The sequence below is a fragment of the Pseudomonas sp. Y39-6 genome, from assembly GCF_023651955.1.
Lineage (GTDB): Bacteria > Pseudomonadota > Gammaproteobacteria > Pseudomonadales > Pseudomonadaceae > Aquipseudomonas > Aquipseudomonas veronii.
The window spans coordinates 584,675-605,997 of sequence record NZ_CP069594.1 but is presented as its reverse complement, the minus strand read 5'-3'; the positions used below and the strand labels follow the sequence as shown (position 1 = coordinate 605,997).

The window sequence follows — 21,323 nt, the reverse complement described above, 5'->3', positions numbered from 1 at the left end:
CCTCATTCGCGCAAACTTGGTGCCGGCGATGGCCGGCAGGAAAACTCAAGAAGCCAGTGGCGATACTTGCCAAAGCCCGTTCTGCAGAATCAATTGCCGGTCGCAGTCCGCTTCACGGGCGGCGGCCAATGGCTGCCCAGGCAACGCCTGGACGACACGCTGACCCTCACCGCGCAACTGACAAACCTGCTGCCAGAGTGCTGCGTCCGTACTGTCGGGCATCCAGATGCCACCAGACGGCAGCTCGACCTCAGCACGCCCCAGGGTCACCAGGGTTTTCAAATCGGTGGAAAAGCCGGTGGCCGGACGCGCACGACCGAAGTCGGCGCCGATATCGTCATAACGACCGCCCTGGGCGATGGCCTGGCCAACACCCGGCACAAACACAGCGAACACCACACCGGTGTGGTAGTGGTAGCCGCGCAACTCGCCCAGGTCGAAATACAGCGGCAGTTGCGGGAACCTCGCCGACAACTGCGCGGCAATCGCCAGCACGTCATCCAGTGCCGCCAATACTGGCGCCGGCGCATTGGCCAGGCGCTCACGGGCAGCGTCCAGGACTTCGCGGCCGCCGCACAGGTTCACCAGCGCACGCAGCATGTCAGCCAGTTCGGCCGGCACGCCTTCGGTCAAGGCGACGACTTCATCGATTGCCTTGCGCTGCAGGGCATCGAACAACTGTTGCTCCACTTCACCGGACAAACCGGCCGCACGCGCCAGGCCACGGTAGATACCGACGTGGCCCAGATCCATGTGGACATCCGGCACGTCAGCCAGTTGCAGCATGGCCAGCATCAGGCTGATGACTTCCACGTCGCTGCTCGGGCTGGCATCGCCATACAACTCGGCGCCCAACTGGATCGGGCTGCGCGACGACGACAACGCCCGCGGTTTTGCATGCAGCACGCTGCCGGCATAGCACAGGCGGCTCGGGCCTTCGCGACGCAGGGTGTGTGCATCAATGCGCGCCACTTGCGGCGTGATGTCGGCACGGAACCCCATTTGCCGGCCCGATTGCGGGTCAATGACCTTGAACGTGCGCAGATCGAGGTCCTGGCCCGCGCCGGTCAGCAGGGATTCCAGGTACTCGATATGCGGGGTCACGACAAACTCGTAACCCCAGCTCTGGAACAGATCCAACACCTGGCGACGCGCTACTTCAATGCGCGCAGCTTCTGGTGGCAGTACTTCTTCGATGCCATCTGGCAGCAGCCAGCGGTCTACCGTTGCCATTACGCCATTCCCCTATGATCCGGGCGGCCAGCCCTCGGCCGAGCCTTGAGTGAAGCAGAAAATGCCCGCCCCCGGCATAAACCACGCGCAAGAGCGACGTGACGAACGGCCTGCAAACGGCCTCGTCGGGCACTTTCCTCGAAAAACCTGTCGCGCCTGCCGAATCAAACATGCAGACGCAAAAAAGCCGGGGATTTCCCGGCTGCCGCATCATACACCCGTTTTCTCAAAGGATCACCCCGCCAGGCGTTTTAGCCGCCCGACGGGAGTGAACAATGAGTTACTTGGACTTTTCCAGGTAGCGGAAGAAGTCGCTGCTCGGGTCCAGCACCATGACGTCGGTTTTGTTCGCAAAGCTTTCACGGTAGGCACGCAGGCTACGGTAGAACGCGTAGAACTCCTGGTCCTGGCCGTAGGCTTTGGCGTAGATCGACGCGGCTTGCGCATCACCGTCACCACGCGCCTCTTCAGACTCGCGATAGGCCTCGGCCAGCAGTACGCGACGCTGACGGTCGGCATCCGCACGGATACCCTCGGCCAGTTCGTTACCTTTGGCGCGGTGCTCACGCGCTTCACGCTCACGCTCGGTGCTCATGCGCTCGAACACGCTGCGGTTCACTTCCTTCGGCAGATCGATGGCCTTGACCCGGACATCGACAACTTCGATCCCCAGCTCTTTTTCCGCCATCGTATTCAGCGAACGGGTGATATCCGCCATCAGCGCATCACGTTCACCGGACACCACCTCGTGCAGGGTGCGTTTACCGAACTGGTCACGCAGGCCCGATTCCAGACGACGCGACAAACGCTCGTCGGCAATCTGCTTGAGGCCGGAGGTCGCGGTGTAGAAGCGCTCGGCATCCTTGACGCGCCACTTGGCGTAGGCGTCAACCATCACGGCTTTCTTTTCCAGGGTCAGGAAACGCTGTGTCGGTGCATCCAGGGTCATCAGGCGCGCGTCGAACTTGCGCACCTGGTTGACGTAGGGGACTTTCACATGCAGGCCCGGCTGGACGTCTGCCTGGACCACGCGACCGAATTGCAGCAGCACCGCACGCTCGGTCTGAGCGACGATGTAGAAGCAGTTCCAGGCAGCGATGACCACGACGACGCCCACAATCAGGGCGGTCAGCGATTTATTGTTCATCAACGACTCTCCCTGGTACGTGTTTGCTGTTGCAGCAAGTCAGCAGCCGCACGGGCGCTCGCTTCGTTGGCAGCGGCATTCGAACCGGTGGCCGGTGCGCTGGCGCCACTACGTCCACCTTCGATCATCTTGTCCAACGGCAGGTACAGCAGGTTGTTCTGCCCACCCTTGCCGCCGGTCACGAGAACCTTGCTGGTGTTGCTGAAGACTTCCTGCATGGTGTCCAGGTACAGACGCTCACGCGTGACTTCCGGTGCCTTGCGGTACTCGGCGACCAGCTTGGTAAAACGATCCGCCTCACCCTTGGCGCGGGAGACCACTTCATCGCGGTAACCGTTGGCATCTTCAAGGATGCGCTGGGCCTGACCACGGGCTTCCGGCACGACGCCGTTGGCGTAGGTTTCAGCCTGGTTGCGCGAACGCTGCTCGTCTTCACGGGCGCGGATCACGTCATCGAAGGCTTCCTGCACTTCACGCGGTGCCGCTGCGCTCTGTATGTTGACCTGGGTGACGGTGATACCGGTGCGATAGGTGTCGAGGAACCGTTGCAGGCGCTCCTTGATCTCGCTGGCCATCAATTCACGACCCTCGGTGAGCACCTGATCCATCGCGGTGGAACCCACCACATGGCGCAGGGCGCTCTCAGTCGCCTGTTGCAGACTGATCTCAGGTTGATCGACGTTCAGCACGAAGTCCTGCAGGTTGCTGATCTTGTACTGCACGGTCAGCGGCACTTCGACGATGTTCTCGTCTTCGGTCAGCATCTGGCCCTGCTTGGTGTAGGCACGCTCACGCGTGACGTTCTCCATGTACTTCTTGTCGATCGGCGGGAAGTAGATGTTCAGGCCCGGGCCGACAGTCTCGTAGTATTTGCCGAAGCGCAGCACCACGGCTTGCTCCTGCTCGTCCACCACGTAGACCGCGCTGTACAGCCACACGGCCGCGAGCACGACAAGCCCAAGACCCAGCAGGCCATAGCCGCCGCCCTTGCTTGTGCGACCGCCATCGTCACCACCGCGTTTTTTTCCACCACCGAACAACCCATTCAGGCTTTCCTGCAGCTTTCGGAAGGCCTCGTCGAGATCCGGCGGCCCCTTGCGGTCGCCATTATTGCGGCGCTTACCACCCCAAGGATCCTGATTATTCGAGTTGCCACCCGGCTCATTCCAAGCCATAGCGCTCTCCATCTGATAAAGCAAAGACGCACCCACGGCGCGCCGACCAATGCTACAGAATGCCTGCTACTGCGGCACAACCGCTTTCTCAGGCTTTTATTGCAAAGTGTGTTGCTCGATGAACTCTGTCGGTACAACGCCTTCGCGACTGACCAGCCGATTCAGCTCCGAGCGCGGCAATCGAACGGCCAGCAAGCTGACGCCATCTTCATCGTGTTCTTCTTTCTGTACCGCGCCCAGCTCGAAAAACTGTGCACGCAGTCGAGCAAAACGCTGAGGCAAGCGCAAGGTGCCGACGAACAAATCGTTGCCGAGCAACTCGGCAATCGCTTGCTCGAGCAAGTCCAGGCCCCGGCCATCACGCGCCGACAGCCAGACCCGCTGGGGCTTGCCGTCCTCGTCGCGCTGAATTTGTGGCTCAACGCCTTCAAGCAAATCGAGTTTGTTATAGACCTCGAGGATGGGCAAGTCCTGGGCACCAATCTCGCCCAGCACCACCATCACCTGTTCAATCTGCAACATGCGATCCGGCTCGGCCGCATCGATCACGTGCAACAGCAGGTCGGAGTTGCTCGACTCTTCGAGCGTAGACCGAAACGCCTCGACCAGCTTGTGCGGCAAGTGCCGAATGAAGCCCACGGTGTCGGCCAGCACGATCGGCCCCAGGTCGGCCAGTTCCAGGCGACGCAGGGTCGGGTCGAGGGTCGCGAACAGTTGGTCGGCCGCGTACACGTCCGACTTGGTCAAGTTGTTGAACAGCGTGGACTTGCCGGCGTTGGTGTAACCCACCAGGGAAACGGTCGGGATATCCGCACGGCTGCGGCCACGTCGCGATTGTTCGCGCTGGCTGCGGACTTTTTCCAGCCGGCCCTTGATCTGACGCAGGCGAACCCGCAACAGTCGCCGGTCGGTTTCCAGCTGGGTCTCGCCCGGGCCACGCATGCCGATACCGCCACCCTGACGCTCAAGGTGAGTCCAGCCGCGCACCAGCCGGGTGCTCATGTGGTCAAGCTGGGCCAGTTCAACCTGGAGCTTGCCCTCATGGGTACGCGCGCGTTGGGCGAAAATATCGAGAATCAGGCCGGTACGGTCGATCACGCGACACTCGAAAACACGTTCGAGGTTACGTTCCTGACTGGGCGTGAGGATGTGATTGAAGATCACCAGATCGGCCTGTTCGGCATGGACCAGGTCGCGCAGTTCCTCGACCTTGCCGCTGCCAATCAGGTATTTGGCGGTTGGCCGATGACGCGGCACGTTAAAAAACGCAACGGTCTCGGCGCCGGCCGAATTAGCCAACTCCTGAAACTCCTGCGGATCTTCGCGCGCCTCAGGGTCCTGTCCATCCAAGTGAACGAGGATCACTCGCTCACCACCACCGTGGCGCTCAAAGAACAAAGGAGACTCCTATCAGGCGTTACCTGGCTCAGCGTCACCCTGTTCGCCATCAGTCGCGCTAGGCAGACGGATTGGACGGACGGGAACGACTGTCGAGATAGCGTGCTTGTAAACCATTTGGCTGACGGTGTTTTTCAGCAGGATAACGAACTGGTCGAACGATTCGATCGTACCTTGCAGTTTGATACCGTTGACCAGGTAGATGGAAACCCCCACTTTCTCTTTACGTAAAGTATTCAAGTAAGGGTCTTGTAGCGAATGCCCTTTTGACATGTGCCGCACTCCTTTAAGGATCAATAATAAAAAATCGGAAAATAAATAGCTTATGGCCGTCACACCCCCAAGGATAGACGGCAATTGCAAGGACTCAGCTCAATATGGAGACCGTTCCCAAGTATTTCAAGGCGCGTGACAGATTGTCGCTGTCCAGGCTGTCCAGCCAGTGCAAATCGCTCCAGCTGCGCAGCCAGGTGAACTGGCGCTTCGCCAATTGGCGCGTGGCAATGATGCCGCGCTCCTGCATTTCGGCTGACGTCAGCTTGCCATCCAGATGATCCCAGACTTGGCGATAGCCTACAGCACGTATCGAAGGCAACCCCGGATGCAGGTCACCTCTTGAACGCAGTGCTACGACCTCCTCCACGAACCCCTGTTCCAACATAATTGTGAATCTTTGTGCAATTCGTTCATGCAGCACCTGGCGATTTGCCGGAGCAATCGCCAGATTCGCCACAGTATAGGGCAATTGTGACCGCCCCGATGCGCCTGCGTCAGCACTTTGCGCAGATTGTCGCTGCCGATGCTCGGTCATGGTTTGACCACTTACCCGCCAGACTTCCAGAGCTCGACTCAGGCGCTGCGGATCGTTGGGGTGGATGCGCGCAGCGGACACCGGATCGACCGCCGCCAGTTGCTCGTGCAGGGCTTGCCAGCCAAGGCGCGCCGCTTCTTCTTCAAGCTCGGCGCGCACCTGGGCGTCGGCCGGCGGCATATCCGCCAGGCCTTCCTGCAAAGCCTTGTAGTAGAGCATCGTGCCGCCCACCAGCAGCGGGATGTTGCCGCGCGCGGTGATATCGGCCATGGCCGCCAGGGCATCGCTGCGAAAATCCGCCGCCGAATAGCTCATCGCAGGGTCGATGATGTCGATCAAGCGGTGCGGATACTGCGCCAGCAACTCCTTCGAAGGCTTGGCCGTGCCGATGTCCATACCGCGATAAACCAGGGCCGAGTCGACGCTGATCAGCTCGCAGGGCAGCACTTTGCTCAGCTCGATAGCCAGGTCGGTCTTGCCGGCGGCCGTGGGGCCCATCAGGAAGATCGCGGGGGGCAAGGCACTCATCAGCGGCCGCGCAAGAACAGTTTGTCCAGATCGTCCAGGCCCATTTGGGTCCAGGTCGGTCGGCCATGGTTGCATTGTCCGCTGCGCTCGGTGTTTTCCATGTCGCGCAGCAGGCCGTTCATTTCCGGCAAGGCCAGGCGGCGATTCGCGCGGATCGCGCCGTGGCAGGCCATGGTGCCGAGCAGTTCGTTGATGTGCGCCTGGATACGGTCACTGGTGCCGTACTCCATCAGGTCCGCCAAGACGTCGGCCACCAACCGGTTGGCCTCGGCTTGCTTGAGCAACGCGGGAATCTGGCGGATCGCCAGCGTTTCCGGGCCCAGGCGTTGCAGTTCAAAACCGAGTTTCTGGAACACGCTGGCGTGCTCTTCGGCACAATCGGCTTCGCGCTGGCTGACCGCCAGGGATTCCGGCACCAACAGCGGCTGACCGCTCAGGCCTTCGCTGGCCATGGCAATTTTCAGACGCTCGTACATGATCCGTTCGTGGGCCGCGTGCATGTCCACCAGCACCAGGCCGTGGGCGTTTTCCGCAAGGATGTAGATGCCCTTGAGCTGCGCCAATGCATAACCCAGCGGCGGAATATCCCCGCCACCTTCGGGCAACGCGACCGCGCTCGGCTCGGCGCCCGGCAGCGGCGCAAAGAATTCACGATAGGCCGCCTGGGCCTCGGCCGCCGGCACCGCCGATTGCGGACGCGGGGTGTATTGATACTGATAGCCTGCCCCCGAACCCGAACCCGAACCCGGCGCCGTGTAGCTCGGCTGGGGTTGCGGCGACTGCAGCAGGTTGCCCGCCAGGCTCATTTCGCCCTGCGGGCCGAACTCGCCGGCTTGCGGGCCGCTCGGACGAACCACCGCCGTCACGATCGGCGCGGACAGTTGGTCATCCGGGCGCACATCGCCCAGCGCGCGGTGCAAGGTGCCGTAGAGAAAGTCATGCACCATGCGCCCGTCACGGAAGCGCACTTCATGCTTGGTCGGGTGTACGTTGACGTCGACCACCGATGGGTCGACCTCGAAAAACAGCACAAACGTCGGGTGCCGCCCATTGAACAGCACGTCGCGATACGCCTGGCGCACCGCGTGGGCCACCAGCTTGTCGCGCACCGCCCGGCCGTTCACAAAGAAATACTGCAAGTCCGCCTGGCTGCGGGAGAACGTCGGCAGCCCCACCCAACCCCATAGGCGCAGGCCATTGCGTTCGATTTCAATCGGCAGCGCCTGCTCCAAGAACCCCGCGCCGCACACCGCCGCCACCCGCCGAGCGCGCGCGGCGTCGTCGTTGGCTTCGTGCAGGCTGAGGATGGTCTTGCCGTTGTGGCGCAGGTGGAATGCCACGTCGAAGCGCGCCAGGGCCAGGCGCTTGATGACTTCCTGCAGGTGATCGAATTCGGTTTTCTCGGCCTTGAGGAATTTGCGCCGCGCCGGGGTGTTGAAGAACAGGTCGCGCACCTCCACCGAAGTGCCCACCGGATGCGCAGCCGGCTGGACCCGAGGCGCCATGTCGCGGCCTTCGGTTTCCACTTGCCAGGCCTGGTCGGCGCTGCGCGTGCGGGAGGTCAGCGTCAGGCGCGCCACGGAACTGATCGAGGCCAGGGCCTCACCGCGAAAGCCCAGGCTCATCACCCGCTCAAGGTCTTCCAGGTCGCGAATCTTGCTGGTGGCGTGCCGCGCCAAGGCCAGCGGCAGGTCATCGGAGGAGATGCCGCTGCCGTCGTCACGCACCCGCAGCAGCTTGACGCCACCTTGCTCCACGTCGACATCGATACGCTTGGCGCCGGAGTCGATGCTGTTTTCCAGCAACTCCTTGATCACCGACGCCGGCCGCTCGACCACCTCGCCCGCCGCAATCTGGTTGGCAAGGCGCGGGCTGAGCAGTTCGATGCGCGAGCCGCTGTTGAGGATCGATTCGCTCATTACTGTGCCGCCAATTCAGTGCCGGGGATGGTCAACACCTGGCCGACTTTCAGCTCATCGGTTTTCAGGTTGTTGGCGCTGCGCAACGTCGCAGGCGACACCTGGAAACGCACCGCCAGCATCGCCAGGGTGTCGCCCGGCTGGACGCGATGGTCACGCGGGCCCTGGGCGATTTTCCCGGAGTCGCGCAGCCAGGCGATATACGTGCCCGGCGGCGGGTTCTGCTGGAAGAACTGGCGCACGCCGGCGCTGATGGAACGCGCCAATGCCTGCTGGTGGCTGGCGCTGGCCAGTTTCGAGGCTTCGTTGGAGTTGGAGATAAACCCGGTTTCCACCAGGATCGACGGGATGTCCGGCGACTTCAACACCATGAACCCGGCCTGCTCCACGCGTTGTTTGTGCAGCGATGTCACACGGCCAATGTTGCTCAGGACTTTCTGCCCGACGTTCAAGCTGGAGGTCAGCGAGGCGGTCATCGACAGGTCGAGCAGTACACCGGCGAGCATCTTGTCTTTGTCGTCGAGGGACACGTTGCCGGCCCCGCCGATCAAGTCGGAACGGTTTTCACTGTCGGCCAGCCAGCGGGCCGTCTCGGACGTGGCGCCGCGATCCGACAGGGCAAACACCGAGGCGCCGAAGGCGGCGGCCGACGGCGCGGCGTCGGCGTGGATCGAGACGAACAAGTCGGCGCCCTTCTTGCGCGCGATTTCGGTGCGGCCACGCAACGGGATGAAGTAGTCGCCGGTACGGGTCAGCTCGGCGCGATAGCCTTTCATACCGCTGACCTGGCGCTGCAGTTCACGGGCGATGGCCAACACCACGTCTTTTTCATGCTGGCCACGCGAACCGGAAGCGCCCGGGTCTTCACCGCCGTGACCGGCGTCGATCACCACGATGATGTCGCGTTTACCCGCTGGCGCCGGCGGCGGCGGTGGCAACTTGACCTGCGGTTGCGACGGGTTGACCGGCACGGCCGGTACGGTCGCCACGCTCGGCGTCGGCGCGGGCGGCGGTGCGGCATCGGCGGCGTTGTCGAACAGGTCGACCACCAGGCGGTTGCCGTACTGGGCGTTGGGCGCCAGGGAGAAGCTCTTCGGGGTCACGGCCTTTTTCAGGTCGATGACCACGCGCAGATCGGTCGGCGTGCGCTGGGCCGAACGCATGCTGGTAATCGGCGTGTTGGCAGTGGAGATTTTCAGCGGCGCGGCCAGGGTCGCACCGTTGATGTCGATCACCAGGCGATCAGGCGCCGTCAGGGTAAAGACGCTGTGCTGGACCGGGCCAGACAGGTCGAACACCAGTCGCGTGTTATCCGGCGCTCGCCACAGGCGAACACTCTTCACCTGTGAAGCAGCCAGAGCATTGACAGTCATTGCCGCAAGCAACACCCCTACGACAGCAACCAACGCGCGAAAGCGCATACCTAACCCCACCAATTATTTGAATTCCAATGCCAGAGCAGCGCACCACGACTCACCGCGCGCACCCTGGGGCAACAACTTCAGCCGACGTCCGTGCTCATGCGGCGTAATGGTAATGGTCAGGTCCGGCTTTGGCAAAAAGCCTGTGCCTTTATCTGGCCACTCGATCAGGCACAGCGCGTCATCCTCGAAATAATCCCGAATCCCCATGTACTCCAGCTCTTCGGGGTCCACCAGACGATAGAGATCAAAGTGGAAGGCCCTTGTCGCCCCGATCTCATAAGGCTCGACCAGCGTAAAGGTCGGACTTTTCACCGCCCCAGCATGGCCCAACCCGCGAATGATGCCCCGCGACAGCGTGGTCTTGCCCGCCCCCAGGTCGCCCTCGAGAAAGATCAGCCCCGCGCCGCCTGTCACCTGGGCAATCCGATGACCGAAGGCGACCATTGCCGCTTCATCCGCCAGGAAAAGGTTTACTTCAGACACGGCGACTGTTCCTCGAGCAATTGACGGATGGCAGGTATCAGGTCACTGGCCGCCAGGCCGCGACCAAAGGTGCCCTGCCGGGCTCCGGCCGTGGCGTGCAGCCACACGGCCAGGCAGCCGGCTTCATAAGCGGGCATGCCTTGTGCCAGTAACGCGCCCACCAGGCCGGCCAATACGTCGCCGAGCCCCGCGGTCGCCATGGCCGGATGGCCTTGGTCACATCGCGCGACGCGACCGTCCGGGCAGGCGATCAGACTGCCCGCCCCCTTGAGAATAGCCACTGCATTGAATTTCTGGCTCAACGCGCGCGCCACGTTAAGACGATCCGCCTGAACCTCAGCTGTCGAAATACCCATCAAGCGCGCCGCTTCGCCCGGATGCGGGGTGATCACGCAGTTGGCGGGAAGGCTGACGCTGCCGGTCGCCAGCTGGTTCAAGGCATCGGCGTCCCAGACTTGCGGCTGCTTGGCGTTGGCGGCGACGGACAGCAGGCTCTTGCCCCAGGCGGCATGGCCCAGGCCCGGGCCAATGACGATAACCGAGATCTTTTCGAGCAAACCCATCAATTGGTTGGCCGAACTCACGCCGACGCTCATGACTTCCGGCAGGCGCGCCAGCGCGGCGGGCACATGTTCAAGGCGAGTCGCCAGGGACACCATGCCCGCCCCGCTGCGCAGCGCACTTTCGGCACTGAGCAACGCAGCGCCGCCAAAGCCTCGGTCGCCGCCGATGACCAGCAGATGACCGAAACGGCCTTTATGGGCGTCCAGGGAACGCGCAGCCAGTTGCGGCAAATTGCCGGGCAACAGGGGCTGAACGTCGGTTATTGCGTGTTTTGTCTGCGGCATGCGTCTTCAAGCTCCGATGTCTGGCAGAATTATACTCATCTAACCTGTGGTTTCCCGTGTCTCATGCCTGCTATTACTTCCGATCTGCCCGCGCTCGCCCAATCGATCAAAGACTGGGGCCGCGAGCTGGGCTTTCAACAAGTCGGCATCAGCGGCCTGGACCTGGCCGAGCATGAACAGCACCTGCAACGCTGGCTCGACGCGGGCTACCACGGCGAGATGGAATACATGGGCGCCCACGGCAGCAAACGCTCGCACCCCGACGAGTTGGTGCCGGGCACCTTGCGCGTGGTCTCACTGCGCATGGATTACCTGCCCGGCGACACGCACATGGCGCAACGGTTGGCCCAACCGGAAAAAGCCTACATCTCCCGTTACGCCCTGGGCCGCGACTACCACAAACTGATCCGCAAGCGCGTGCAGCAACTGGCCGAACGCATCCAGGCACAAATCGGCCCCTTCGGCTTTCGCGCCTTTGTCGACAGCGCGCCGGTGCTGGAGAAAGCCATCGCCGAGAAAGCCGGGCTGGGCTGGATCGGCAAAAACACCCTGGTCCTCAATCGCAAGGCCGGCAGCTACTTCTTCCTCAGCGAGTTGTTTGTCGACTTGCCGCTGCCGGTCGATCCGCCCCACGCCACCGAGCACTGCGGCCGCTGTACCGCCTGTCTGGATATCTGCCCGACCAACGCGTTCGTCGGGCCCTACGTGCTGGACGCGCGGCGCTGCATTTCCTATCTGACCATCGAACTCAAGAGCGCGATCCCTGAAGACTTGCGCCCGCTGATCGGCAATCGGGTTTTCGGTTGCGATGACTGTCAGATCGTTTGCCCATGGAATCGTTTCGCCCGCACCACCGCCGAAAGCGATTTCAAGCCACGGCACAACCTGGATAACGCACAACTGGCCGAACTGTTCATGTGGGACGAGGAAAAATTCCTCAGCAGCACCGAAGGCTCGCCCCTACGCCGCGCAGGTTACGAGCGCTGGCTGCGCAACCTGGCGGTAGGCCTGGGCAATGCGCCATCGAGCATTCCGGTGCTGGAAGCCTTGAAGGCGCGCCGGGACTACCCGTCGGAGCTGGTGCGCGAACATGTGGAATGGGCGCTGAAGCAGCACGCCGAGCGTCAGTGAACGTCGTCGTTGTAGATGAACTTGGGCATTTCCCAGTGAAAACGGATCGCCAGCAGGCGCAGGAGAAAGCCGCTGAACAGGGTGAGCATAATCGCCTGCTCGCCCGGCAATTGCAGGTAAAGGCACAGCAAGTAGAACCAAGCGGCGAGGAATGACACGCTGGCGTACAGCTCACGGCGAAAGATCAGCGGGATGTCGTTGCAGAAAATATCCCGCAGGATCCCACCGAACACCCCGGTGATCACGCCGCTGACCGACGCCACCAACATACCGTGACCCATTTCCAGGGCGGTCATGCAGCCGATCAGGGTAAAGGCGACCAACCCCACGGCATCCAGCGCCAGAAACAGCGAGCGCAGGCGGCGCATCAGCGGCGCGATAAAGATCGTCACCAGCGCGGCGACGGAGGTCAGCACCAGGTATTCCGGGTGCTTGACCCAGGTCAGCGGGTAATGCCCGAGCAGCACATCGCGCACCGAACCGCCACCCAACGCCGTCACGCAGGCGATCAGCACCACGCCAAACCAATCCATGCCGCGCCGACCGGCAGACAAGGCGCCAGTCATAGCTTCGGCGGTGATGGCGACGAGGTAGAGCATCAGCAGCATGATGGCGATCCTTACAAAGAGGCGCGCAGTCTAATCATTTGCTGACGGCACCAAAAGAGGGCGCTTGGCGAAAGACCGAGGCGCCCCCAGCATCAAGCCTTGATGAAGTGCTTGCGGTAGTGCTGCAACTCGGCGATCGACTCACGAATGTCATCCAGCGCCAAATGAGTGCTGCCTTTATGGAAGCTGTCTTTGACTTCCGGCGCCCAGCGCGCGGCCAGTTCCTTGAGCGTGGACACATCCAGGTTGCGGTAGTGGAAGTAGCTTTCCAGCGCCTTCATGTGGTTATAAAGAAAGCGGCGGTCCTGGCAGATGCTGTTACCGCAGATCGGCGACTTGCCCTTGGGCACCCACTTTTCCAGGAAGGCGATGGTTTCGGCTTCGGCTTCGGCCATGCTGACACGGCTGTCGCGCACGCGCTGGGTCAGGCCGGAGTTGCCGTGGGTGCGGGTGTTCCACTCGTCCATGGTGGCGAGAACGGCGTCGCTGTGGTGGATGGCGATCACCGGACCTTCGGCCAAGGTGTTGAGGTTGCTGTCGGTGACAATGGTCGCCATCTCGATGATGACGTCGGTGTCGGGGTTCAGACCGGTCATTTCCAGATCGATCCAAATCAGATTCTGTGGGTTTTGCATGGCTTGATTCTCTTGGCACCTTGGCGTAGCTGCGCAGTTTAGCAGGCGGGGCCGTGCTAGACTCGCGACCGTTTCACCCAACCTTTGCATTATCGACACGGAACACCAATGGCCAAACGCCAGCTCAACCGTCGCCAAAACTGGCGCATCGAAAAGATTCAGGGCGAACGCGCCGCACGCGCCGCCAAACGTGAATCCTCCGCCGTGGAAGCGCTCGAGGGCGGCGACCTGGGCCCCGAACAAACGGGCCTGGTGATCGCGCACTTTGGTGTGCAGGTCGAGGTCGAGGCGCTCGAAGGCGAACTCGCCGGCCAGGTCTTCCGCTGCCACCTGCGTGCCAACCTGCCGGCGCTGGTGACCGGCGACCGAGTGGTGTGGCGTGCCGGCAACCAAGGCATCGGCGTGATCGTCGCGCAACTGCCCCGCACCACCGAACTGCGCCGTCCCGACAGCCGCGGCCAGTTGAAGCCGGTGGCGGCCAACGTCGACATGATCGTCATCGTCTTCGCACCGCTGCCCGAGCCTCATGCCAACCTGATCGACCGTTACCTGGTCGCCGCCGAGCATGCCGGCATTCGCCCGCTGTTGCTGCTGAACAAATTCGACTTGATCGACGAACAGAACGCCCCGGCGCTCAACGCGTTGCTGGCGGTCTACCGCACCCTGGGTTACCCGGTGCTGGAAGTGTCGGCCCATCACGGCAATGGCATGGAACAGCTGCAACACCAGTTGGACGGGCGCATCAGCGTGTTCGTCGGCCAGTCTGGCGTGGGCAAGTCCTCGCTGGTCAACAGCCTGCTGCCGGAAGTCGACACCCGTGTCGGCCCGCTGTCGGAGCTGTCCGGCCAGGGCACCCACACCACCACCACCGCGCGGTTGTTCCACTTCCCCGGCGGCGGTGAGCTGATCGACTCCCCGGGCATTCGTGAATTCGGCCTCGGCCATGTCAGCCGCAGCGACGTGGAAGCCGGTTTCATCGAGTTCAACGACCTGATCGGCACCTGCCGCTTCCGCGACTGCAAACATGACCGCGAACCCGGTTGCGCCCTGCTCAAGGCGTTGGAAGATGGCCGCGTGCAGCAGCAACGGATGAACAGCTATCGGTCGATTATTGCGAGTTTGCCCGAGAGCAGTTACTAAACAGCACATACGACAAGGCCGCGTTTATCGCGGCCTTGTCGTATACAGCTTACGATCCCGTACCCGGCACCGTAGGGTCTTTCATCCCGCCACCTTCGAACAGATTCAGCTTCTGCCGCAGCTCATGCGCCGGCAACGGCTCCTGCCCCGGCGGGATCGCGTTCGGGTCGGCCGGTGCACCGCCCTGCGTGCCCGTATCTGGGGGCGGTGGCGGCTGATCACCTTCAATCGCGCGCTGGGCCTTTTTGGTCAGCACGACGATATCGATCCGACGGTTGATCGGGTTGAATGGGTCCTTCGAATCAAACAGCTGCGACGAAGCGAAACCCACCACCCGCGCCACCTGCGAGTCCGGGTAGCTGCCGGCCACCAGCGCACGTCGGGCGGCGTTGGCGCGGTTGGCCGAAAGCTCCCAGTTGCCGAAGTCGCCCTGCCCCGAATACGGCTTGGCATCGGTGTGACCGCTGATGCTGATCTTGTTCGGCACCGCCTTGATGGTGTCGGCCATGGCCAGCAAGATGTCTTCAAAGTACGGCTTCAACCGCGCACTGCCAGAGTCGAACATCGGCCGGTTGGCGGCGTCGGTGATCTGGATGCGCAAGCCATCCGGCGTGATCTCGAAGGAAATCTGATCCTTGAATTTCAGCAACTGCGGGTTTTCTTCGACCTTGGTCTGCAATTCCTTCAGCAACAATTCGAGGCGTTCCTGCTCGACCTGTTCGGCCAGGCTCTCGACGGTGTCGCGCTCGATCGGAATTTTTTCCTGCGGCGCCTCGGTCTTGACCTCAGGGTTGATGGTGCGCTCCGGCGCCAACTGCGGCGAACCGCCCAGGTCGATCACGAAGGGTGTGCCGCTTTCCGAGAAGCCGATCGGGTCTTTGAAGTAACCGGCGATGGCGATCTTCTGCTCGGGGGTCGCGGTGGACATCAGCCACAGCACCAGGAAGAACGCCATCATCGCCGTTGCAAAGTCGGCGAAGGCGATTTTCCAGGCGCCACCATGGTGCCCCGCAGCGAAGCGCTTGACGCGCTTGATGATTATCGGCTGGTTGTTTTCCATGGCTTAGCGACCGCGAACCGCTTGTTCCAACTCGGCAAAGCTCGGGCGATGTTTCGGGTACAGCACCTTGCGACCGAATTCCACCGCCAGCGAAGGCGGCATGCCGGAGGCCGAAGCCACCAGGCTGGCCTTGATCGCTTCATACAGATTGACTTCTTCCTTGGCATCGTGGGCCAGGGAGGTGGCGAGCGGACCGAAGAAACCGTAGGCCGCGAGAATACCGAAGAACGTACCCACCAGCGCCGCACCTACGTGCATGCCGATGGCCGCCTGGTCGCCCTCGCCGAGGGAGGCCATGGTCACCACGATACCGAGTACCGCCGCAACGATACCGAAGCCGGGCATGCCGTCGGCAATACCGGTGACGGCGTGGGACGGGTGCTCCAGCTCTTCCTTGAGGCTGAACAGTTCCATGTCGAACAGGCCTTCCAGCTCGTGGGGGGCCATGTTGCCGGAGGACATGATGCGCAGGTAATCGCAGATGTAGGCGGTCATGCGCTCGTCTTTGAGCACTGCCGGGTATTTGGCGAAAATCGGGCTCGCTGCAGCGTCTTCGATGTCCGCTTCGATGGCCATCATGCCTTCACGGCGACTCTTGTTGAGGATCTCATAAACCAGGCCCAGCACTTCCATGTAGAAGGTGTGGGAGAAGCGCGAGCTGAACATGCCCAGCGACTTCTTGATCACGTGCATGGTCATGTAGCCGGGGTTGGCCTGCAAGAATGCGCCGAATGCCGCGCCGCCAATAATCATCACTTCGAAGGGCTGGATCAACGCAGCAATCTTGCCGTGAGACAGGACATAGCCACCGAGCACACTTGCAAGGACGACGATGATGCCGATTATTTTAGCCATAGGGGTTTTGTACTTGCGCCGTCGGGTTCATGGACATATTTGGGGTAACTGAAAAACTCTTGTTCTACTTATCGGCAAAACTGCGCCAGACTATAGGCCGTCAAGGCGAAAAGCCAGTTCGGCCCGTTCAGGGCGTGTTGAAGTAAGTGATGATCGCGCCCCAATCATGGCCAATGAAAAGACAGCCCCATCTGTAAGACCCATCTCTCTCGCCGCTTGGATCAAGTGCCTGGACGAAGTCCGGTTGCCCGTTCCCCAGGCCAGCCACGAGCGCGTGTGCAAAGCCATCCGCGATAGCCGCAGTTCTTTGCGAGATATTGCCGAGCTGATGCAGAACAGCCCGTCGCTGGTACTCAGCGTAATGCGCGAGGCCAACAGCCACACCCATGGCAGCATGGCGGAACCGGCAGAAAACCTTGAGGTGGCGCTTAACCGTCTCGGCCTCAAACGCGCCGAGGACCTGCTGGAACGGCTGCCGTCGGTGCCGATGAATGAAATCCCCGTCGCCTTTCGCCAACTGGTGCTGGTCAGCCGCCACGCGTCGCAGCAAGCCAGCGGCTTGTTCGCCAGCCGCCTGGCGCGGTTGTGGCAAGACATTCATTGGGGCAGCCTGCTGTTCCTGGCGCCGTTGTGGCCAATGGCGGTGGCCTACCCCAAGCTCCTGGAAGAATGGGAACTGCGGGTGATCCACAAAGGCCAATCGGCGCGTCAGGTCGAACAGGAATTGTTCGGCGTGCGCCTGCTCGACCTGTGCCTTGGCCTGACCGAAACCTGGCACCTGCCGATCTGGGTATCCCAGGGCTATCACCTGCTGCTGACCGAGCAACGCTTGCTGGTCAAGGCATTGCGCATCGCCCGGGAAGACGACCCACTGCGCCAGCAACAACTGCTGGATGCCGAGCCCAGTTTGCGGCGCTGGCTGAACCAGCCGGCCAATACGGTGTTGCTGGCCAACGGCCTGGCGATGTCGGCCCAGGAATCCTGGACCTGCCCGCATACCGAGCGCTGGCAATACCTCACCGCGCTGTACCTGCAACAGCCGTTGAGCGAGGTGCAGCAACAGGTTCACCAGCAAGCGGTGATCAGCGCTCGCGCAACCCTGATGCCCGACCTCTGGCACCCGGCGCTGTCGCTGATCTGGCCGTGGAATGTACAGAAAATCCATCGTGGCCTGCTGCCCGCACCGCCGCCGACCGCCGAGGCCCTGGCCGTCTGGCGCAGCCGTTGCACCGAACTGCTGATGGAGCCAAGCCGCTTCGCCAACGCCATGCACCTGACCACCTGCGCCAAGGAAGCCCTGGAGGCCAGCGGCATGCAGCGCGTCTTGCTGTTCATGGCCGATCGCGCCCTGAGCACCTTGCGCGTCCACCAGGCCGCCGGCCTGCCGAAGGACGCCGCGAACTTGAGCCTGGACGTGGTCAACAGCACGCTGCTGCAACGCATGCTGGAAAAATCCGCCCAGGTGCGCCTCACGCCCGACAACCACGCGCAATTTGCCGCCCTGTTGCCGCCGATCCTGCGTCGCCTGTTCAACGGTGAACACCTGCTGTTGCGCTCACTGAGCTGCAACGGCCGGGTGGTCATGCTGATGATCGCCGACCAGGGCGGCGGGCCGTTCTCGGAAACCACCGTGCAGGCCTTCGGCAAAACCGCTCAATGCATCGAGAAAGCCCTGCACAGCTTTACCAACCGCACCGGCTGATGCTTGCGCTACAATCGCCCTCTTTTATCGCCAACATTTGTGCCCAGGAGACCTCACATGCCTGACTTCTCTGGCTTGCCGCTGGTGATCGAACCCAGCGACCTGCTTGGCCGCCTTGATGCCGACCAACTGATTCTGGTGGACCTCACCAGCGCCGCCCGCTACGCCGAAGGGCATATCCCCGGCGCGCATTTCGTTGACCCCAAGCGCACCCAACTGGGCCAGCCGCCAGCCCCCGGCCTGTTGCCGAACAAGGCAGACCTGGAAAAACTGTTCGGCGAGCTGGGCCACACCCCGGACGCGACCTACGTGGTCTACGACGACGAAGGCGGTGGCTGGGCCGGACGTTTCATCTGGCTGCTCGACGTGATCGGCCACACGAAATACCACTACCTCGACGGCGGCCTGCTGGCGTGGCTGGCAGACCCGCTCCCGCTGTCCACCGAGGTGCCGGCCCCGGCTGGCGGGCCTGTCAGCCTCACCCTGCATGACGGCCCCACCGCGACCCGCGAATACCTGCAAAGCCGTCTCGGCGCCGCCGACCTGGGCATCTGGGACGCACGCGGCCCGCTGGAATATTCCGGCGAAAAGGTCCTGGCAGCCAAGGGCGGTCACATCCCCGGCGCCGTGAACTTCGAGTGGACTGCCGGCATGGACAAGGCGCGCAACCTGCGCATCCGCCGCGACATGCCGCAGATCCTCGAAAACCTCGGGCTGACCCGCGACAAAGAAATCATCACCCACTGCCAGACTCATCACCGCTCTGGCTTCACCTACCTGGTGGCCAAGGCGCTCGGTTATCCGCGAGTCAAAGGTTATGCCGGTTCCTGGGGCGAATGGGGCAACCACCCCGACACCCCCGTCGAGATTTAAGGTTTAAGGACAGTTAATGAAAAAGCAGTTGTTCATCCTCAGCCAGTACTTGCTGCCGCACCACTTGCTGTCGCGCCTGGCCGGCTGCATTGCCGAGTGCCGCGTGCGCTGGTTCAAGAACGCCTTCACCGCCTGGTTCGCCAAGCGCTATCAAGTGGACATGTCCCAGGCCCTGGTTGAAGACCTGAGCGCCTACGAACACTTCAACGCGTTCTTCACCCGCGCCCTGAAAGACGGCGCGCGCCCACTCGATCAAACCCCGGGCGCCGTGCTGAGCCCAGCCGATGGCGCAGTCAGCCAGCTCGGCCCGATCGAGCATGGTCGCGTGTTCCAGGCCAAGGGCCACAGCTTCAGCGTGCTGGAATTGCTGGGCGGCGATGCGGCCATGGCTGCGCCGTTCATGGGCGGCGATTTCGCCACCATTTACCTGTCGCCGAAAGACTACCACCGGGTGCATATGCCACTGGCGGGCACCTTGCGCGAGATGGTCTACGTGCCAGGGCGGATTTTCTCGGTCAACCAGACCACCGCCGAAAACGTGCCGGAGCTGTTTGCGCGTAACGAGCGGGTTGTCTGCCTGTTCGACACCGAACGCGGCCCGATGGCCGTGGTGTTGGTGGGCGCGATGATTGTGGCGTCGATCGAAACCGTGTGGGCCGGCCTGGTCACGCCGCCCAAGCGCGAGCTGAAAACCTTCCGCTACGACGAAGCCGCGCGTGCGCCGATTCACCTGGAGAAAGGCGCAGAGCTGGGTCGCTTCAAGCTGGGTTCGACCGCGATCGTGCTGTTCGGGCCGGATCAGGTGAAGTGGGCAGAAACACTGGTGGCGGGTTCGCCAGTGCAGATGGGCCAGGGTATCGCATTGCCGAAAGCCTGATCCGAAACCTGCAAAGATCCAATGTGGGAGGGGGCTTGCCCCCGATAGCGGTGGGTCAGTCACTTATTTGTAGCTGAACCACCGCCATCGGGGGCAAGCCCCCTCCCACATTTTTAAGCGCATTGTTTCAGTTAGAGCTGCCCGTCGCGGTCGCGAAAGCCCAGCAAATACAACACACCGTCCAACCCAAGGGTCGAAATCGCCTGCTTGGCCGATTGTTTGACCAGCGGCTTGGCGCGGAACGCCACGCCCAACCCGGCAATCGCCAGCATCGGCAAGTCATTCGCACCGTCGCCGACCGCAATGGTCTGCTCCAGACGCAAACCTTCCTTGTGAGCCAATTCCCGCAGCAAGTCGGCCTTGCGCTGCGCGTCGACGATCGGCTCCACGGCCACGCCGGTCACCTTGCCATCCACCACTTCCAGCTCGTTGGCGAACACATAGTCGATGCCCAGCTTGGCCTGCAATTGCTTGGCGAAGTAGCTGAAGCCGCCGGACAGGATCGCAGTCTTGTAGCCCAGGCGCTTGAGTTCGGCGAACAGGGTTTCGGCGCCTTCGGTCAGGCGCAGGGAGGCGCCGATCGAATCCAGCACGCTGACATCCAGGCCCTTGAGCAACGCCAGGCGCTCCTTGAAGCTGGCGCGGAAATCCAGCTCGCCGGCCATGGCGCGCTCGGTGATCGCGGAGACTTGCTCACCCACACCGGCAGCCTTGGCCAGTTCGTCGATGACTTCGGCTTCGATCAGCGTGGAGTCCATGTCGAACACCGCCAGGCGGCGGTTGCGGCGGAACAGCGAATCTTCCTGGAAGGCGATATCGACATTCAGCTCCTGCGCCACGCTCAGGAAGTCGGCACGCAAGGCTTGGGGATCGGCCGGTTCGCCGCGCACGGAAAACTCGATGCAGCCCTTGCCCTGGTCATCTGGCGTGTCCAATGGCATGCGGCCCGACAGACGGTCGATATGGTCGATATTCAAGCCATATTGCGCGGTGATCGAGCTGACGCGCTGCAACTGCTCGGCCGTCACCTTGCGGGTCAGCAAGGTCACGATATGGCGTTTTTTGCCCTGGCCGGACACCCAATGCCGGTAATCCTCTTCGGACACCGGGGTGAAACGCACCTGCTGATCCAGCTTGTACGCGGTAAACAGGATGTCCTTGAGGACAGACGACGCCTGCTCGGTGCTGGGGATTTCCACCAGAATCCCGAAGGACAGGGTGTCGTGGATCACCGCCTGGCCGATGTCGAGAATGTTCACACCACCCTGGGCCAGAACACCGGTAATGGCGGCGGTCAGACCTGGCCGGTCTTCCCCCGTGATGTTAATCAGGACAATTTCGCGCAAAGCGCACCCCCAGGCTGGAAAAAAACCGCATTCTACCCACTTTCAGTGACCATCGGGCACAGCCAGCGCTTTGCCGGTCTTGGGCCTGTCGCTATACTGCGCGTCAACTTCACGGACTAAAGAGCCGAGC

20 protein-coding genes are annotated in these 21,323 nt (G+C 62.2%); 5 read left to right on the top strand and 15 right to left on the bottom strand.

Translation table 11 applies throughout. From position 1 onward, the window contains the following. Nucleotides 1–45: 45 nt before the first annotated feature. The 10 genes from JN756_RS02590 to JN756_RS02545 all read right to left on the bottom strand — a co-directional run bounded on the left by JN756_RS02590 (nt 46) and on the right by JN756_RS02545 (nt 10,966). Complete coding sequence (locus JN756_RS02590) at nt 46–1,233, bottom strand: ATP phosphoribosyltransferase regulatory subunit (protein WP_017849752.1); 1,188 nt, start codon at nt 1,231–1,233, stop codon at nt 46–48. Nucleotides 1,234–1,513: 280 nt separating this feature from the next. Continuing rightward, nucleotides 1,514–2,380: a protease modulator HflC gene (gene hflC, locus JN756_RS02585; protein ID WP_046384902.1), complete on the bottom strand. Its 867-nt coding sequence runs from the start codon at nt 2,378–2,380 to the stop codon at nt 1,514–1,516. Then, entirely contained in the window at nt 2,380–3,555 is a 1,176-nt protein-coding gene (gene hflK, locus JN756_RS02580; protein WP_017849754.1) for an FtsH protease activity modulator HflK, read from the bottom strand. Before hflK ends, hflC begins: the two co-directional genes overlap by 1 nt. Before the next feature lie 96 nt (nt 3,556–3,651). Beyond that, nucleotides 3,652–4,953, bottom strand: coding sequence for a ribosome rescue GTPase HflX (hflX, locus tag JN756_RS02575; RefSeq protein WP_046384903.1), 1,302 nt, complete (start codon nt 4,951–4,953; stop codon nt 3,652–3,654). Between the two features lie 12 nt (nt 4,954–4,965). Continuing rightward, a complete protein-coding gene (gene hfq / locus JN756_RS02570; RefSeq protein WP_017849756.1) occupies nt 4,966–5,226 on the bottom strand; it encodes an RNA chaperone Hfq in 261 nt (86 codons plus the stop codon). Nucleotides 5,227–5,320: 94 nt separating this feature from the next. Beyond that, nucleotides 5,321–6,292, bottom strand: coding sequence for a tRNA (adenosine(37)-N6)-dimethylallyltransferase MiaA (miaA, locus tag JN756_RS02565; protein ID WP_017849757.1), 972 nt, complete (start codon nt 6,290–6,292; stop codon nt 5,321–5,323). Next, nucleotides 6,292–8,211: a DNA mismatch repair endonuclease MutL gene (gene mutL / locus JN756_RS02560; protein ID WP_201021757.1), complete on the bottom strand. Its 1,920-nt coding sequence runs from the start codon at nt 8,209–8,211 to the stop codon at nt 6,292–6,294. The genes miaA and mutL overlap by 1 nt, the downstream gene beginning before the upstream one ends. After that, a complete protein-coding gene (locus JN756_RS02555) occupies nt 8,211–9,632 on the bottom strand; it encodes an N-acetylmuramoyl-L-alanine amidase (RefSeq protein ID WP_057003674.1) in 1,422 nt (473 codons plus the stop codon). Before JN756_RS02555 ends, mutL begins: the two co-directional genes overlap by 1 nt. A gap of 15 nt (nt 9,633–9,647) precedes the next feature. After that, nucleotides 9,648–10,118: a tRNA (adenosine(37)-N6)-threonylcarbamoyltransferase complex ATPase subunit type 1 TsaE gene (tsaE, locus tag JN756_RS02550; protein WP_046490714.1), complete on the bottom strand. Its 471-nt coding sequence runs from the start codon at nt 10,116–10,118 to the stop codon at nt 9,648–9,650. Then, nucleotides 10,106–10,966 (bottom strand): NAD(P)H-hydrate dehydratase, encoded by an 861-nt coding sequence (locus tag JN756_RS02545; RefSeq protein WP_201021756.1) that lies wholly within the window; start codon nt 10,964–10,966, stop codon nt 10,106–10,108. Before JN756_RS02545 ends, tsaE begins: the two co-directional genes overlap by 13 nt. Nucleotides 10,967–11,029: 63 nt before the next feature. Between JN756_RS02545 and queG the strand changes: the two genes are divergently transcribed. After that, the gene (gene queG / locus JN756_RS02540) at nt 11,030–12,097 is read left to right on the top strand and encodes a tRNA epoxyqueuosine(34) reductase QueG (protein ID WP_046490718.1); all 1,068 of its coding nucleotides are present in this window, start codon (nt 11,030–11,032) and stop codon (nt 12,095–12,097) included. On the opposite strand, the gene JN756_RS02535 is transcribed toward queG, so the two are convergent. Both JN756_RS02535 and orn read right to left on the bottom strand, forming a co-directional pair. After that, nucleotides 12,091–12,708, bottom strand: coding sequence for a trimeric intracellular cation channel family protein (locus JN756_RS02535; RefSeq protein ID WP_169850564.1), 618 nt, complete (start codon nt 12,706–12,708; stop codon nt 12,091–12,093). The two genes, queG and JN756_RS02535, sit on opposite strands and share 7 nt — an antisense overlap. A gap of 89 nt (nt 12,709–12,797) precedes the next feature. Then, nucleotides 12,798–13,340 carry an oligoribonuclease gene (gene orn, locus JN756_RS02530; protein ID WP_017849764.1) on the bottom strand — a complete coding sequence of 181 codons (543 nt, stop codon included), beginning with the start codon at nt 13,338–13,340 and terminating at the stop codon, nt 12,798–12,800. Between the two features lie 108 nt (nt 13,341–13,448). On the opposite strand from orn, the gene rsgA reads away from it, so the two are divergent. Then, nucleotides 13,449–14,480, top strand: a complete 1,032-nt coding sequence (rsgA, locus tag JN756_RS02525; RefSeq protein ID WP_017849765.1) for a small ribosomal subunit biogenesis GTPase RsgA — start codon at nt 13,449–13,451, stop codon at nt 14,478–14,480. A gap of 49 nt (nt 14,481–14,529) precedes the next feature. Here the strand turns inward: rsgA and motB are convergent, their stop codons facing one another. Then, a complete protein-coding gene (gene motB / locus JN756_RS02520) occupies nt 14,530–15,540 on the bottom strand; it encodes a flagellar motor protein MotB (protein ID WP_201021755.1) in 1,011 nt (336 codons plus the stop codon). A gap of 3 nt (nt 15,541–15,543) precedes the next feature. Then, a complete protein-coding gene (gene motA, locus JN756_RS02515) occupies nt 15,544–16,395 on the bottom strand; it encodes a flagellar motor stator protein MotA (protein ID WP_046384911.1) in 852 nt (283 codons plus the stop codon). Between the two features lie 166 nt (nt 16,396–16,561). Between motA and JN756_RS02510 the strand changes: the two genes are divergently transcribed. From JN756_RS02510 to asd, 3 genes are read left to right on the top strand one after another with little or no spacing between them, the layout of a single operon-like run. Next, nucleotides 16,562–18,097: an HDOD domain-containing protein gene (locus tag JN756_RS02510; RefSeq protein ID WP_126588426.1), complete on the top strand. Its 1,536-nt coding sequence runs from the start codon at nt 16,562–16,564 to the stop codon at nt 18,095–18,097. Between the two features lie 57 nt (nt 18,098–18,154). Beyond that, nucleotides 18,155–18,970, top strand: a complete 816-nt coding sequence (gene rhdA / locus JN756_RS02505) for a thiosulfate sulfurtransferase (RefSeq protein ID WP_017849769.1) — start codon at nt 18,155–18,157, stop codon at nt 18,968–18,970. Between the two features lie 16 nt (nt 18,971–18,986). Next, nucleotides 18,987–19,847 carry an archaetidylserine decarboxylase gene (asd, locus tag JN756_RS02500; RefSeq protein ID WP_108526098.1) on the top strand — a complete coding sequence of 287 codons (861 nt, stop codon included), beginning with the start codon at nt 18,987–18,989 and terminating at the stop codon, nt 19,845–19,847. Nucleotides 19,848–19,978: 131 nt separating this feature from the next. Here the strand turns inward: asd and serB are convergent, their stop codons facing one another. Next, nucleotides 19,979–21,193, bottom strand: coding sequence for a phosphoserine phosphatase SerB (serB, locus tag JN756_RS02495; protein ID WP_017849771.1), 1,215 nt, complete (start codon nt 21,191–21,193; stop codon nt 19,979–19,981). Nucleotides 21,194–21,323 lie beyond the last annotated feature (130 nt).

Excerpts from the sequence above, each read along its gene's own strand:
- miaA (WP_017849757.1), bottom strand. The coding sequence starts at position 6,292 with ATGAGTGCCTTGCCCCCCGCGATCTTCCTGATGGGCCCCACGGCCGCC.
- rsgA (WP_017849765.1), top strand. The coding sequence starts at position 13,449 with ATGGCCAAACGCCAGCTCAACCGTCGCCAAAACTGGCGCATCGAAAAG.
- hflK (WP_017849754.1), bottom strand. The coding sequence starts at position 3,555 with ATGGCTTGGAATGAGCCGGGTGGCAACTCGAATAATCAGGATCCTTGG.
- motA (WP_046384911.1), bottom strand. The coding sequence starts at position 16,395 with ATGGCTAAAATAATCGGCATCATCGTCGTCCTTGCAAGTGTGCTCGGT.
- hflC (WP_046384902.1), bottom strand. The coding sequence starts at position 2,380 with ATGAACAATAAATCGCTGACCGCCCTGATTGTGGGCGTCGTCGTGGTC.
- mutL (WP_201021757.1), bottom strand. The coding sequence starts at position 8,211 with ATGAGCGAATCGATCCTCAACAGCGGCTCGCGCATCGAACTGCTCAGC.
- JN756_RS02545 (WP_201021756.1), bottom strand. The coding sequence starts at position 10,966 with ATGCCGCAGACAAAACACGCAATAACCGACGTTCAGCCCCTGTTGCCC.
- motB (WP_201021755.1), bottom strand. The coding sequence starts at position 15,540 with ATGGAAAACAACCAGCCGATAATCATCAAGCGCGTCAAGCGCTTCGCT.
- queG (WP_046490718.1), top strand. The coding sequence starts at position 11,030 with ATGCCTGCTATTACTTCCGATCTGCCCGCGCTCGCCCAATCGATCAAA.
- JN756_RS02590 (WP_017849752.1), bottom strand. The coding sequence starts at position 1,233 with ATGGCAACGGTAGACCGCTGGCTGCTGCCAGATGGCATCGAAGAAGTA.
- rhdA (WP_017849769.1), top strand. The coding sequence starts at position 18,155 with ATGCCTGACTTCTCTGGCTTGCCGCTGGTGATCGAACCCAGCGACCTG.
- JN756_RS02555 (WP_057003674.1), bottom strand. The coding sequence starts at position 9,632 with ATGCGCTTTCGCGCGTTGGTTGCTGTCGTAGGGGTGTTGCTTGCGGCA.
- orn (WP_017849764.1), bottom strand. The coding sequence starts at position 13,340 with ATGCAAAACCCACAGAATCTGATTTGGATCGATCTGGAAATGACCGGT.
- asd (WP_108526098.1), top strand. The coding sequence starts at position 18,987 with ATGAAAAAGCAGTTGTTCATCCTCAGCCAGTACTTGCTGCCGCACCAC.
- JN756_RS02510 (WP_126588426.1), top strand. The coding sequence starts at position 16,562 with ATGGCCAATGAAAAGACAGCCCCATCTGTAAGACCCATCTCTCTCGCC.
- hfq (WP_017849756.1), bottom strand. The coding sequence starts at position 5,226 with ATGTCAAAAGGGCATTCGCTACAAGACCCTTACTTGAATACTTTACGT.